This window comes from Rhodohalobacter sp. 614A, from assembly GCF_021462415.1.
In the GTDB taxonomy this organism is placed as follows: Bacteria; Bacteroidota; Rhodothermia; order Balneolales; family Balneolaceae; genus Rhodohalobacter.
Genome location: NZ_JAKEDS010000001.1, coordinates 235,237 through 248,859 on the forward strand (window position 1 = coordinate 235,237; position 13,623 = coordinate 248,859).

Here is a 13,623-nt window from a genome sequence, read left to right on the forward strand (position 1 = left end):
TCATTGAACCTCATCTCCAAATAAACTATCTGTAAAATTTTCTCAGAGAATTGATTCTCTCTGATCGTTTGATTATTGTTGTTCTAATACATCACTACAGACCCTCATCTCAAATAATTTGTATGGCCTATGCCCAGACAAAAGAAAGCGAAGAAGATTTTCGTTCTTGACACCTCCGTTCTTTTATATGATTCTGAAGCTGTAAAAAACTTTGAAAAGCACGACATCGCCATTCCCATTACCGTGCTGGAAGAGTTGGATTCGTTCAAAAAAGGCAATACAGTCACGAATCTTCACGCAAGAGAATTCATCCGCTACCTCGACAGAATTACCGATGCCAACATGATCCAGAAGTGGATTCCACTGAATGGCAAATCTCACGGAAAAATTCGTGTAATTAGCGACGAAGGAAGTAAAGTAAATGCTTCTGATGTATTCGGCTCACAAAAAAATGATCACCGAATTTTAAATTCGGCCCTCAAACTTCGTGAAGAGGAACCAGACAAAAAAGTCACGTTGGTTTCAAAGGATATCAATCTCCGGCTGAAAGCACGTGCATTAAGCCTGGATGCTGAGGACTATGAGACGATTCGTATCAAAGACATCAATCACCTGTATCGCGGCAAGACTGATCTGAAATTTGAGGATAACACCCATATCAATGATCTGTACAAGAAAGGGCAAATTGATTATGATGAAATCGATCAAACCAACCCGGTCAGCAATCATTATTACATTCTGAAAAACCACTCCAGTTCGGCACTCGGATATTACAATCCTGCAAGCAAAAAAGTAGAGCTTGTAAAACAAATGAATGCCTACGGAATCACGCCACGAAATGCTGAGCAGACGTTTGCCATGCATGCCCTGATGAATCCGGAGGTACTGCTTGCAACAATCACCGGAGCAGCCGGAACGGGTAAAACATTGCTTGCCTTAGCCTGTGCTTTGGAACAGCGGAGTCAGTATCGCCAGATTTACCTGGCACGGCCGATTGTTCCACTAAGTAATCGCGATCTCGGCTATCTGCCCGGTGATGTGAAATCAAAAATTGATCCTTACATGCAGCCTTTATGGGACAATCTGAATATCATCAAAAATCAGTACAAAGAGACCAGCAAGCAATACAAGAAAATCGATGAAATGGTGCAGACCGAGAAACTCTCGATTGTGCCGCTGGCCTATATTCGGGGCCGTAGTTTGAATAATGTAATTTTCATTGTGGATGAAGCACAGAATCTTACTCCGCATGAAATCAAAACAATTATTACCCGCGCCGGCGAAAATACAAAAATCATTTTTACGGGTGATATTTTCCAGATCGACACGCCTTATCTCGACGCACAAAGTAACGGTCTCTCCTATCTTGTGGACCGCATGAACAACAACGATGTGTACGCACATATCAATCTTGAAAAAGGAGAACGTTCGGAGCTGGCAAATCTGGCGAGCAAGTTTTTATAATGTTGCAAAGTTATTCATTGGGTGAGTGTCGAAGGCAAAATCTTGGTTTTTTGCTTTTACTCATCCGATGATTTTTTCTCCTCTACTTGTTCCGAAGGTCTCCTTCGGATACACACATTCTTGAAGCTCTGCTTCAAATTTAATTGAGTAGGAGAAGCAGGGCTTCCGGCGGACATTCCGAAGCAGGAGCTTCGGAACGAGATTAATGGAATTTTATAAACCCAATATCTTATCCTCAAACGGAAGAAGAATATCTCTCTGATTTTGGATTGAATCCGTTCGGGTTAAATCAATATCAGGATTCACATACCGCTGGCTTCTTCGTCCGTTTAAAGTTATATAACTCTCAACGTAAATCTCCGGATCTGTTATCCCTTTCTCCTGGTAATGCTTCTCCAAAAAGTGAGCGTATTCCAAGATAAAATCCGGCTGAGTGGCCATCTCCTTTTCCTGGAAATCGGTTAGGAATTCCATGTTATCAACTATAAAGCTTTGGCTGGATACCGGATCAACGACTTTAAAATTTGCCCGACCGGCTTTTTCCATCAACATCACACGCCACGAAAAACGGTAGCCTTCTTCCGTCCAAAATAATTCATCAGGATAAAGAAGATATCGAAATGGAACCAGGATCTGGATAATAAAAAAAAGACCAACAGTTCCGATTGCAATATTTCTAGTCAAGCTCCTTGAAAACTCATAAATCTTTCCATTTTCAAACCGCTCTTTCTGAATATTTAAAATGTGCGAAATCCGGTTTAGAATCTTTTGATGAACGGAAGAATCAAAGAAAATAAGTGCACTCACAATCATGATGTAGGGAAACATTCCGATTGGAAATAGAAGGCTTGTCAAACCGTGAAAAATGACAACCAAACCGAAAGCCAAAACTCTTGTTCGCTTCATCAGTAACAGAAAAGGAATGGAAAGATCGTAGACGGCTCCGGCCCAGCTCATCAAATAATAGCTCCACTCCTGTTGAAAGAGATCGCCCAGAATGGGAATGGTATGATTGGCTGACAACCAAATTTTTAAAGGCATGGCATGCAGAAGCCAATCGGAGTTGAGCTTTGCCAGGCCGGCATAGAAATAAACCATACAAAGCAGCATTTTTAAGGAATGAATGGTCCACACCGGAACCTTCACGGATCGAAGTTTTTTATCCCGCCAGGCATCAACCGAAAACGTTACATGGGCGGGCAAAAAAATCATCAAAAAGCTGAGAATACTGATGAAATAATAGTGATTCAGATAGGTGGTTTTGTCCATCAGTTCGATATAAGTAAAGCTGAGAAAAAAACTGATGATGGCAATCCTGTATTTATATCCAAGGGAAACAAAAAGAGCGGAGAATCCACAGACAAAGAAAATGAGGTATGTCCATTCACCCATCGGTTTTACCCATTCAAATCCACTGTATGAGAAGAAAAAAACCGGCTCGATATACATCTCACGAATCCAGCCTTTTGCTGCAAAGCGAATCATACTTCCAGCCATCAAAATCCCAAACAAAATCCGGAAGACTGCCAGGGGAGCTGCATGAGTTGTTTTTGAAAAATAGGCGTTAATAGAACGAGTGTTCACTGTTCAATCATCTTATGTTTCTATGTGATTTTTCTCAGTGGTTTGAACGGGCCTTGTTGTCATCAAATAATCAAAAATTTGCGGGAAAAATTTACATAGAATAAATCTAAATTGATACAAAAAGCGCTTCTAATTCAGCAGAAAGGCCGAATGGGGGATAACCCTATATAAATTATTACCCGTAATGGATATCATTAAAAACAGTGGAAATTATAAAAGCCACTGTTTTAGAAAAGCATATTTTCAACTTATCATTTCTGTTGGTTATGTTGAAGAAATTTCCAGAAATGAAATAAAATCAAAAATATTCAAGATATGGACTTATCAAAACATGACATTACCGTCAAGAATATCATAAGAAATCCTTCTCCTTCACGATTTTATGAAGAAGCCATTAAGTTTGATCCGGGATCGGCTATCACAAACAAGGGAGCTTTGGTTGTTCGCTCAGGTAAAAGAACCGGACGAAGCCCTGCCGACAAGCGGGTTGTAAATACAGACGAAATCAAGAATGATATTTGGTGGGGAAGTGTCAATATCCCTTTGGATGAGCACACTTTCAACATTAACCACCAACGGGCTACCGATTATCTTAATACGCGAGAACGCCTGTATATTCTGGATGGATTTGCCGGCTGGGATCCAAAATACCGGCTAAAGGTTCGAATTATTGCTGAACGACCTTATCATGGACTGTTTATGCAAAACATGCTGATTCGCCCGACGGCGGAAGAGCTTGAGAATTTTGGAGAACCAGACTTTGTAGTCTACAATGCTGGTAAATTTCCAGCCAACAAGTACACCGAAGGCATGACCTCTGATGCCAGTGTGGATGTAAGTTTCCAACGAAACGAGATGATCATACTTGGTACGGAATATGCCGGTGAAATGAAGAAAGGAATTTTCACCGTCATGCATTATCTCATGCCCAAGAAAGATGTTCTCTCCATGCACTGCTCGGCCAATGAAGGTGAGTCACCCGATGACGTTGCCCTGTTTTTCGGATTGTCCGGTACGGGAAAAACAACCCTCTCGGCAGACAGCTCCCGAAAGCTGATTGGCGACGACGAACACTGTTGGAGTGAAGATGGCGTCTTTAATATTGAAGGCGGTTGCTATGCCAAAACAATTAACCTTTCTGAAGAAAAAGAGCCGGAAATTTTTAATGCCATTAAGTTTGGAACGGTTTTAGAGAATGTAGAATATGATCCCGAAACCCGGGAAGTAGACTATGATGATGTCTCCATCACACAGAATACACGTGCATCTTATCCGATTGACTATATCTCTAATGCCAAAATTCCGTGTGAAGCCGGCCATCCAAAAAACATTATATTCCTGACGTATGACGCTTTTGGAGTTTTGCCTCCGGTAAGTAAACTCTCACCCGAACAGGCAATGTATCATTTCATTAGCGGATATACAGCGAAAGTGGCGGGAACAGAAGTGGGTGTTACAGAACCGGAAGCAACATTTTCTGCGTGCTTTGGAGCTGCATTCCTTGTTTGGCCTCCAAGCAAATATGCCGAAATGCTGGCTGAAAAAATGAGAACACACAACGCCAAAGCCTGGTTGGTGAATACCGGCCTCACCGGCGGACCTTACGGAAAAGGAAGCCGAATTAATCTGAAGAATACACGTTCAATCATCAACGCTATTCATGCGGGTGGTTTAGATAATGTATCTACAGAAACTGATGAGGTCTTTGGATTTGAAATTCCGAAGGAATGTCCAAATGTACCCTCAGAGATTCTCTCTCCCAGAAATACATGGGACAGTGCTGAGGATTATGACAAACAAGCCAGAAAACTTGGCAGCCTCTTCAACAAAAACTTCGAAAAATATAAAGAAGAAAGCAGCGAAGAGATTATAAACGCCGGACCGAAGGTTTAAGCTTAAACACCTGTAGAAAAGGGTTTAGTCTGCGGTTTTGATATCAATTTCGCGGCCTATAAACCGTTCGGCAAGTTCCTGGAAACGCTGGGGGCGATCGCTGACATAACAGATCAGCTCGCCCCTTTTCCCGGATTCATTCAAAAGATTCATTTCTGAAAGAGTATTTTTTGCCATTTCAGCTACCGCTTCGGCTGAGTCGATGATATCAATCGGTTTACCGTCAAAATATTCAAGGATTGATTTCTTGAATAACGGGTAATGTGTACATCCCAAAATCAGCGCTTCTACTCCGTTGTTCTTAAACGGATGCAGATAGATGTCAATGGTCTGTTTGGCGATATCGTTATCTGTCCATCCTTCTTCTGCAAGCGGAACAAGTAGCGGGCAAGCCAGTGATTTTACAGTGAACTGATCATTCGCTTTTTTGAGAGAGAGTTCATAAGCACCGGAGCCAATCGTGCCAAGAGTTCCAATCACGCCAATATGTTTTTTCCCGGATCGTATGGCCGAAAGAGTTCCGGCATCAATCACATTCAAGACGGGAATTTCTTTTACGGTTTCCCGAACGCCATCATAGGCCGCTGCGGAAGCTGTATTACAGGCAATGATAATCATTTTCACTCCCTTCGCCTTCAAAAAATGACTGATCTCAATCGAATAATTTCGGATCGTCTGCTGCGATTTAATACCGTACGGTACACGAGCCGTATCACCGTAATAGACGATATCCTCACCCGGAAGAAGTTCGGAAACTGCTTTTGCAACGGTGAGACCTCCAAGACCGGAATCAAAAATACCAATGGGTGCTTCTTGCCTGAAATTCATAAACCTACATCCCCGTTAAAACAATTTTTCCAGCGTTGAGATTATTAGCCATTTTGGAGTGAGCTTTCTCAACATTGTTCCAGTCAAAAATGGAGTCGATAATCGGTTTAATTTTGCCGTCGGTAAAATAACGGAGGGCTTTATTTTCGAATTCTTTTGTAAGTCTCATTTTGTAATCATCGCTTCTGTTTCGCAGGGTTGAGCCTTTAATTGTGAGCCTTTTTCTCAAAATCGGAAGCAGGTTTATTTCATCGACTTTAACCCCTCCCAACATTGCCAGATAGATCAAACGTCCATCAAGATCAAGTATTTTGATGTTGTTATCCCAATACGGAGAACCCACAAAATCAACAATCACATCTACACTTTGCTTTCCAAAAGCCGATTCAATCTCGTCCGCAAAATCCTTCTCTTTATAATTGATCGATAACCCGGAACCTAACTCTTCACAAAGATTATTCTTTTGATCCGTTCCGGCAGTGGTAATAATTCTTGCATCAAACAGATGTTTCGCAAGCTGAATTGCGGCTGTCCCGACGCCACTCGCACCGGCATGAATTAAAATCGTTTCGCCATTTTGAAGTTCACCCAGCCAATCGATAGCCTGGTAAGCCGTAAGGAAAACTTCAGGAATGGCTGCGGCTTCTTCAAAAGAGAGAGCTTCCGGTATTTTCATCGCCATACCCTGTGAAATGGTGCAATATTCAGCATATCCGCCACCTGAAAGCAATCCAAAAACCCAGTCACCGATCTCAAAGCCGGAAACGTCAGACCCGGTTTCTGCCACTACACCAGCCATTTCCAGGCCGAGGATTGGAGAGGCACCTTCCGGCACCGGATACTTACCGGCTTTTTGAAGAAGATCGGCACGATTGAGTGCGGTTGCTTCGATTTTTACTAGTAATTCATTGGGGCGGGGATCAGGGGTTGGAAACTCACCTGTTTTCATCACAGGTTGTTCCGATTCCTCATCAATCAGTAAAGCTTTCATCGGTTTAATAGCTCCGGAAATATCCGTAATAATTCATGAAATTGGCAAAACGTTAAAGTAAAGCTTTAGCACAATAAATGTTAAGGGGAAATTATTGAATTTGAAGAGCATGTCTGTAGAATTTCAAGAAGATGTTGGTTTGCCTTCCTGTTTCGTGGTTTGAGGACTCAGAAAACCCCGGAGAACCCAAACTCTAAATTGAATCATAAATCCTGCTGCCTGGGTTTTACCTCGCACCAGGTATCCGATTGCCAGAATCAGGCTTCCTAAAAACTTAATGAGTTCGCTGCCAATTTTTTTTGCAATCTCGGATTTTGATTGGTTCATTCGCATTCGCTCACTCCTGCCAATTCCAATAGACTGCTCTCTCAGGTATTCTTCCTCAAGCCGGTTTGGGCCAATGCGGTGTGTTAGTTCAAGATTCGCCCAATAATGAAGTTCCACACCGTTTTTCCGGAGTTGTTCAAAAAAATGCTTTTCTTCACTGCCAAGCAGTTGGTTTCCTTTTCGGCCCAGGTGCGGATCAAAATATCCGAACGCTTCAAAAATCGATTTACGAATCATCATATTTCCGCCCCGGGGAAAATTCGAAGACGGATAGAGTTTATCATGATCGCCCAGATCATGCAGACCAAACATGGGCATGAGTTCTCCGGGAATCCAGTCTGGTTCTGTACCGTCAAAACAAACCTGGATTCGCCCGCCAGCACACATTGTTGAAGGCCTGTTTGAAGCATATTCTACTGCCGAGTACACAAAATGGCGGGGAAGTTTTACATCGTCATCAATAAAAAGAAGCACAGAGGTTTGGGCTTCCCGGACGGCTCGGTTTCGGGCATACGACAATCCCTGTTTCGTTTCCTTAACGCATCTGAACGGATGATCCGGATGGGTTTTAGCAAAGATTTCGCAAACGGTCCCGGTTCCGTCTTTGCTGTTGTTGTCAATAACCAGAATCTCGAATTGATCCGGTTTCATATTCTGTTCGGCCAAATCATCCAGCGTATCTTTCAAATACCCGGCACGATTGTAGGTACAAATGGCGATTGTTATTTGAGGATCGCTTGGCATTCGTTTTTCAGAGCGATATGGTTAACATCATTTACATTCCATTGAGTGTCACGGGAATTGTTTATCTCACAAAGAATTTCCGGATATCAGACACAGACTTATCGACAAGATGGTTCAGGTCTTTTGATATATTCATGGCCAAAATCGGGGCCAGGTAGATAACAGTAATCACGGCGGACCTTACGACAATATCAAGATAAATATTCCCTATTGTATCTACCTGGAAACTTAGAAACAAAATCAGTGCGCCGATGGCAATAACAAACAACATCTGCCACTCAAACGGCTGCATGGATAATCGTATCCACACAAAAACCACTTTAATCGAATTGTATAGAAATATGGCCGTTGCTGTTCCAATCGCTGCACCAAGTATTCCATACTCCGGAATCAATAAATAGTTCAGCAAAACGGTGATAATTATCAGAAAGATTGTTGAATAGAGATCAAACCGATAATGTTTTGAATTTAAAATTATAGCGCTGTTTAAACCGGTAGACATATCAAAAAGGTTTGCAGCGGCAATTATAATAATGACGATTGCTCCTCCGGCATAGGCTTCGGGCAACAGACTCATCAGGTTATCCAAATTTGCAATCACACCACAGAACAAAAGCCCTCCCCCAATAATCTGGTTTAATGAAGATCGCTTGTAAATATCCTGAATGAGTTCGTGGTCTTCATCCTTAAAAGCAGAGGATATGATGGAGGCTGATATTTTATAAACAGAAGACCGAATGACAAGAATTACCGAACCCACATAAAAGGCAATGGCATAAATACCAGTTTCATCAAGCCCGGCAAGGGAGCTCAGCATAATAATGTCGATGTTGGTAACAATAATGGAAGCCACTCCGCCCCAAAATGCATAGAGCCCATAACTGAATATATCTTTAAGAAGCGGACGGGAAAGGAAATTAAAGTCGGGCCGAAGAGAGATGTTTTTATAAAAAAGAGTGTATAAAAAAAGAGCGGTGGTGATGACCCCGTAATTCACAACAAATATGATCATAAACTGCTCGAAGGTAAGCCAGCCCATCAAATAGGCTACGAGAAGAATGGCTGTAAGTACACGAATTAAAACTTCATTAAGAAATGAAGCCATCACCGTATCGTAAAGAGCCCTGGTAAAGTAATTCAGAACGTTAAAAAAGAGAATAAACAATGTAAGGGGAAGCAGGTACCAATAATAATCAACAAGCAATGCAGAACGCTCAACAAAAAGATTGGTGATACTATCCCTGAATAGAACAAACAGAGCTCCAAAAAATATGAAACCGCACAGTGGAACGATTAAAGTAAGGAAGAGGAATCCATGATGATTTTCCTCCTTATCTTTGAAATAAGGGAAAAACCGAACAACAGTATTGTTAATCCCAAGATTGGAAAACTGGGTTCCAACCACCGCCAGTGACAATAACACCCGGGTTAATCCATACTGCTCGGTCGTCAATATTTTTGGAACCATGATAATGGTAATTACAAACCCCAGAGCAATCCCCACATAAGAGATAATTGCATTCTGTACACTTTGGCGTATAATTATTCCCAAGTTATCGACATATTAAATTGTAAAAGAGTGAAGGTAATAATATTCTCCGTGCATTTTTTTGATTTAATAGTGCAATTCATATTCATAGAAAGAAATATTTTACAAGCATCAAATTGTTGATACCTTTGGAACTCATTATGATTGCCCCGGAACAAACATGTGATTTTTTAAAATGAGTCTGCCGTTTAATAAACCCTACACTGGAACCGAAGAAGAACAAGCTCTGAGCGAAGCGTTGAGAAAAGGCCACCTGAGAGGAGACGGACCATATACAAAGCGTGTACAAGAACAAATGGAAGAATGGCTTGGCGTGAAGCATGTACTGCTGACCACTTCTTGCACTCATGCGTTGGAAATGGCGGTTATTGTACTCGGGATTGGTCCGGGCGATGAAGTAATTATGCCCGCCTTCAATTTTGTATCTTCGGCAAATGCGGTTGTACTACGTGGTGCCACACCTGTTTTTGCTGATATCAAACCGGAGACGATGAATATCGATCCAGCGGATATTGAACGGAAAATAACCAATCACACAAAAGCCATTATTCCGGTTCATTATGCGGGTGTTAGCTGCGATATGGATGCTATCATGAATATTGCCAAAAAACATAATCTTTTTGTGATTGAAGATGCAGCACAAGGGGTTGATGCATTTTACGAAGATAAACCGCTGGGTTCTATCGGGCACATCGGCTGCTATAGCTTTCATGATACCAAAAATATCACCTGCGGCGAAGGAGGAGCTTTTTTGACCAATGATGATGAAATCGCCCAAAAAGCAGAAGTGATTCGGGAAAAAGGAACAAACCGGGCAGCATTTATGCGGGGTGAAATTGATAAATATACCTGGGTTTGGGAAGGAAGCAGTTACATCCCTTCAGACCTTCTTGCGGCAATGCTTGAAGCGCAATTGAAGAAAAAGGATGGGATCAAACAAAAACGAAAAGAGCTTTGGGAACTCTATAGAGAAACACTGGCGGATTGTGAAAAATCAGGAAAAATCATACTGCCTGAAATTCCGGCTGGCAGGAGTTCAAATTATCATATTTTCTATTTTTTCAGCCGGACTAAAGAAGAACAAGATCTGCTGCTAACACAATTTAAGAAAGCTGAAATTCCGGCCGCATTTCATTACGTGCCTTTGCATTCTGCTCCTTTTGCAAAAGAGTTTTTGAACACTACAAATTTACCAAAAACAGACGAATACAGTAATCGGCTCATTCGTCTTCCTCTTTATCCGGATCTTGAATTGACGGAGACTTTTCTTCAAAAAATTGTGGATGTTATCCATTCAACGATCTCAAACCGCTAACCAGTTTGCATGATCTACATTTTAGGAACAGAACGCTCTGCATCCACGTGGGTGGCCAACATTCTTGATCACCATCCCCGACTGGATGTATGTATGGAGCCGCTGTCTTCCTATAATTCCCGGTTTAAAAACTGGCCGGATCGTTTTACAAAAATGGATCATCCCGGGAAAAAAGCCGCTGAATTTGAGTGTGAGTTTGAAATACTCAGGAAACATCGCAGGTTTTTATTCACACGATTCTCGGATTCTCACTTTGCATGGAAAACAGATCTGAATTGGGCTCAGTTTTTAGCCAGAAAAAATATCGCACCAGATGCTGTTTCAGATTTCCTTGAACTGAATTTCCACCGAAAAAACCGATCAATAACGGTTAAGAAAAAGGAACCACTACAAACCGTCATCAAAGAAGTACGTTTGAATTTCAACGCTTCATTGATTTCGGCAATGGATAAAAATCCCAGGGTGATTGTAACGATACGGGAAATGGCGTCCTGTATACGTTCAATATCAAACTTCATTGACGAGGGAAGTTTGACGGATCTGAAGAAAGATCTTCAGGCTCATTACGGTTCAATAACCCCGCAAACGTTATGCAATTATTGGTTTGAAAGTTACTCGGTTTTACTGGATTCTCTTGAAAATCACCAAATTCCATATAAAATTGTGAGTCATACAGAGTTGCTCAAAAATCCGCGTGCAGTGACAGAAGAGATTTTTCGTTTCCTGGATATTTCTGTTGAACCTGATATTATTAAATTCCTGGAAACCTCTGATAGATCCGGATCCGGGAAACATTCCACAGAACGTAGCAGTGATCAACTTTTGGAACAAATCATAAATGACCGGAAGCGCATGTATCCGCTTTTGAGTAAAGAACTGGATACCATTCAGAACCATCCTGTTTTGAGAAAATTTGCCGGAGGTTTATGAAACCATCTGTCGCTCACTTTTCACTCTATTATTTTGAACTCAGCGAAAACTGGATTCACACCCAGATTAAATATTCGAAAGAATGGAATCCAACAGTCTTTACAAATCATACCAAAAATTTGGACTCCGTTGATTGGTCGCCACCGATTTATAATCGCAGCCAGGAACTGTCCCTCCCCGTCCGGCTGGCCGACAGCATCGCCATGAAACTGATTGGTTATTATCCCAGTTTTTATTCGCACTTAAACAAAGAGAACTTTCAACTTATCCATGCGCATTTTGGCCCCATGGGATATTTGTGTTCTGGAATAGCGAAACGTCTGAATATCCCTTTAATCACAACTTTTTATGGGTATGATGCATCGCTTCTCCCGAATGAAAAGCCGCAATGGAAATCCAATTACAGAAAACTTTTTGAGCGTGGAAGCCGATTTCTGGTAGAAGGACCGGCAATGGGAAAAAAGCTGGAAGCATTGGGCTGTCCGCCAGAAAAAATTGTGGTTCAACATCTTGGCGTCGAAATCAACAAGTATAAACCAAAAGAGGACTACCCGGCGACTGAAAATTTACGGCTGTTAATGGTCGGACGGTTTGTTGAAAAAAAAGGATTTATTTATGGTCTCCGGGCATTTCACCAATTCCTAAAAAAAGGAGGGAATGGGATTTTAACCATCTATGGAGACAGTAACGGCACAAAAGAATCAGAACAGGTAAAAGGTGAATTGCTCCAATATGTAAAGGATCATGGATTGCAGGAATCCGTTTTTCTTCCGGGTTTGATTCCGCTTGAGAAACTACAGGAAGAGTATCACCATCACGATATTTTCCTGGCCCCGAGTGTTTTATCTACAGACGGAGATGATGAAGGCGGTGCACCGGTGACGATTATTGAAGCAAGTGCTTCGGGATTGCCGATCATAGGAAGCCGCCACTGTGACATTTCTGAAGTTGTAGTTGATGAAAAAACAGGTCTTCTTGCTGATGAGAAAGATGTTGAAACATTATCCGAACACTTGGTTCGGCTCCATCAAAATCCGGAACTTCAAAAGAATCTTGGGAAGAGTGGTGTAGTTCATATCCAGGAACATTTTGATGCTTTTAAACAAGGCAAAGTTTTATCCTCCATTTATCGTGATTGTATAAACAACGAAGAACGATCATGAAATCCGAACCATTTGTTTCCGCAATCATTACTACAAAAAACAGGGCGGATCTTCTGCCGAGGGCGCTGGATTCTGTCCTGAATCAAACCTATCCAAACCTAGGGGTTATTGTGGTTGATGACGGTTCAGATGACGACACTCCTCAAATTATCGAACGGTATCAGGAAAAGCATTCTATCATTTGTATCAGAAATGAACAGTCTTTGGGAGCCAACAAAGCCAGGAATGCAGGAATCGAAAAGGCGAAGGGAGAATTTGTAGCCGGACTTGACGACGACGATGAATGGCACCCCGAACGTATTTCGCTTCTGTTGAAAAATTATGATGATTCTTATGCGTGTATTACATCTTTTGACCGAATCATTTCTTCAAACCGATCAGTAGTTTGGCGTAAGAAATTGAAGGTTACGTTAGAGGATTTGTTGTTTTCAAATCATGTTGGAAACCAGGTTCTCGTTAAAAGGGAAAGAGTGCTGCAAGTTGGCGGATTTGATGAATCGCTTGCGGCCGGCCAGGATTACGATCTGTGGATCCGCTTGTGTGAGAAGTTCGGTCCGATTAAAATCGTGCAAGAGCCATTGCAAAATATTTACCAGGAAAATTTTAAAGGAAGAATATCAAATCCCAAAACTCAGCTTGATGGTTATCTTTCTGTATACCAAAAACATAAAATCAAGATGAACCGGGATCAGAAAAAATATCATCTTTACAACATTCGGCTGGCCCAGGGAAAAGTATCCTCCATTTTTGAAGTGATGGGTTGGGTGCCCAAAAACAGAGTCTTCAAAGAGATGAAACGCTGGGTTGCCAACCGCTATTTAATCAACAGATAAAT

At 41.7% G+C, this 13,623-nt stretch carries 11 protein-coding genes; 6 read left to right on the plus strand and 5 right to left on the minus strand.

Features of this window, described 5'->3' with window-relative positions; translation table 11 throughout:
* The first annotated feature begins 129 nt into the window (after positions 1-129).
* Positions 130-1,464, plus strand: a complete 1,335-nt coding sequence (locus L0B18_RS00875; RefSeq protein WP_234567218.1) for a PhoH family protein — start codon at positions 130-132, stop codon at positions 1,462-1,464.
* 213 nt (positions 1,465-1,677) lie between these two features.
* On the opposite strand, the gene L0B18_RS00880 is transcribed toward L0B18_RS00875, so the two are convergent.
* Positions 1,678-3,048: an HTTM domain-containing protein gene (locus L0B18_RS00880; RefSeq protein WP_234567219.1), complete on the minus strand. Its 1,371-nt coding sequence runs from the start codon at positions 3,046-3,048 to the stop codon at positions 1,678-1,680.
* 315 nt (positions 3,049-3,363) lie between these two features.
* Between L0B18_RS00880 and pckA the strand changes: the two genes are divergently transcribed.
* Positions 3,364-4,941: a phosphoenolpyruvate carboxykinase (ATP) gene (gene pckA / locus L0B18_RS00885; RefSeq protein WP_234567220.1), complete on the plus strand. Its 1,578-nt coding sequence runs from the start codon at positions 3,364-3,366 to the stop codon at positions 4,939-4,941.
* A gap of 24 nt (positions 4,942-4,965) precedes the next feature.
* Here pckA and murI read toward each other — a convergent pair whose 3' ends face one another.
* The 4 genes from murI to L0B18_RS00905 form a co-directional block, all read right to left on the minus strand.
* Positions 4,966-5,769, minus strand: a complete 804-nt coding sequence (gene murI / locus L0B18_RS00890; protein WP_234567221.1) for a glutamate racemase — start codon at positions 5,767-5,769, stop codon at positions 4,966-4,968.
* Between the two features lie 4 nt (positions 5,770-5,773).
* The gene (locus L0B18_RS00895) at positions 5,774-6,760 is read right to left on the minus strand and encodes an NAD(P)H-quinone oxidoreductase (RefSeq protein ID WP_234567222.1); all 987 of its coding nucleotides are present in this window, start codon (positions 6,758-6,760) and stop codon (positions 5,774-5,776) included.
* A 123-nt stretch (positions 6,761-6,883) separates the two neighbouring features.
* Complete coding sequence (locus tag L0B18_RS00900) at positions 6,884-7,831, minus strand: glycosyltransferase (protein WP_234567223.1); 948 nt, start codon at positions 7,829-7,831, stop codon at positions 6,884-6,886.
* Positions 7,832-7,892: 61 nt separating this feature from the next.
* On the minus strand, positions 7,893-9,383 hold the full coding sequence (locus L0B18_RS00905) for a lipopolysaccharide biosynthesis protein (protein ID WP_234567224.1): 1,491 nt from the start codon (positions 9,381-9,383) through the stop codon (positions 7,893-7,895).
* 172 nt (positions 9,384-9,555) lie between these two features.
* Here L0B18_RS00905 and rffA point away from each other — a divergent pair, with 172 nt between their 5' ends.
* The 4 genes from rffA to L0B18_RS00925 are packed head-to-tail and all read left to right on the plus strand — an operon-like array spanning position 9,556 to position 13,621.
* Positions 9,556-10,695, plus strand: coding sequence for a dTDP-4-amino-4,6-dideoxygalactose transaminase (rffA, locus tag L0B18_RS00910; protein WP_234567225.1), 1,140 nt, complete (start codon positions 9,556-9,558; stop codon positions 10,693-10,695).
* 9 nt (positions 10,696-10,704) lie between these two features.
* Positions 10,705-11,625 (plus strand): sulfotransferase, encoded by a 921-nt coding sequence (locus tag L0B18_RS00915; RefSeq protein ID WP_234567226.1) that lies wholly within the window; start codon positions 10,705-10,707, stop codon positions 11,623-11,625.
* Positions 11,622-12,788 carry a glycosyltransferase gene (locus L0B18_RS00920; protein WP_234567227.1) on the plus strand — a complete coding sequence of 389 codons (1,167 nt, stop codon included), beginning with the start codon at positions 11,622-11,624 and terminating at the stop codon, positions 12,786-12,788. The genes L0B18_RS00915 and L0B18_RS00920 overlap by 4 nt, the downstream gene beginning before the upstream one ends.
* Positions 12,785-13,621 (plus strand): glycosyltransferase family 2 protein, encoded by an 837-nt coding sequence (locus L0B18_RS00925; protein WP_234567229.1) that lies wholly within the window; start codon positions 12,785-12,787, stop codon positions 13,619-13,621. The genes L0B18_RS00920 and L0B18_RS00925 overlap by 4 nt, the downstream gene beginning before the upstream one ends.
* Positions 13,622-13,623 lie beyond the last annotated feature (2 nt).

Excerpts from the sequence above, each read along its gene's own strand:
- L0B18_RS00920 (WP_234567227.1), top strand. The coding sequence starts at position 11,622 with ATGAAACCATCTGTCGCTCACTTTTCACTCTATTATTTTGAACTCAGC.
- L0B18_RS00875 (WP_234567218.1), top strand. The coding sequence starts at position 130 with ATGCCCAGACAAAAGAAAGCGAAGAAGATTTTCGTTCTTGACACCTCC.
- murI (WP_234567221.1), bottom strand. The coding sequence starts at position 5,769 with ATGAATTTCAGGCAAGAAGCACCCATTGGTATTTTTGATTCCGGTCTT.
- L0B18_RS00900 (WP_234567223.1), bottom strand. The coding sequence starts at position 7,831 with ATGCCAAGCGATCCTCAAATAACAATCGCCATTTGTACCTACAATCGT.
- pckA (WP_234567220.1), top strand. The coding sequence starts at position 3,364 with ATGGACTTATCAAAACATGACATTACCGTCAAGAATATCATAAGAAAT.
- rffA (WP_234567225.1), top strand. The coding sequence starts at position 9,556 with ATGAGTCTGCCGTTTAATAAACCCTACACTGGAACCGAAGAAGAACAA.
- L0B18_RS00925 (WP_234567229.1), top strand. The coding sequence starts at position 12,785 with ATGAAATCCGAACCATTTGTTTCCGCAATCATTACTACAAAAAACAGG.
- L0B18_RS00915 (WP_234567226.1), top strand. The coding sequence starts at position 10,705 with ATGATCTACATTTTAGGAACAGAACGCTCTGCATCCACGTGGGTGGCC.
- L0B18_RS00895 (WP_234567222.1), bottom strand. The coding sequence starts at position 6,760 with ATGAAAGCTTTACTGATTGATGAGGAATCGGAACAACCTGTGATGAAA.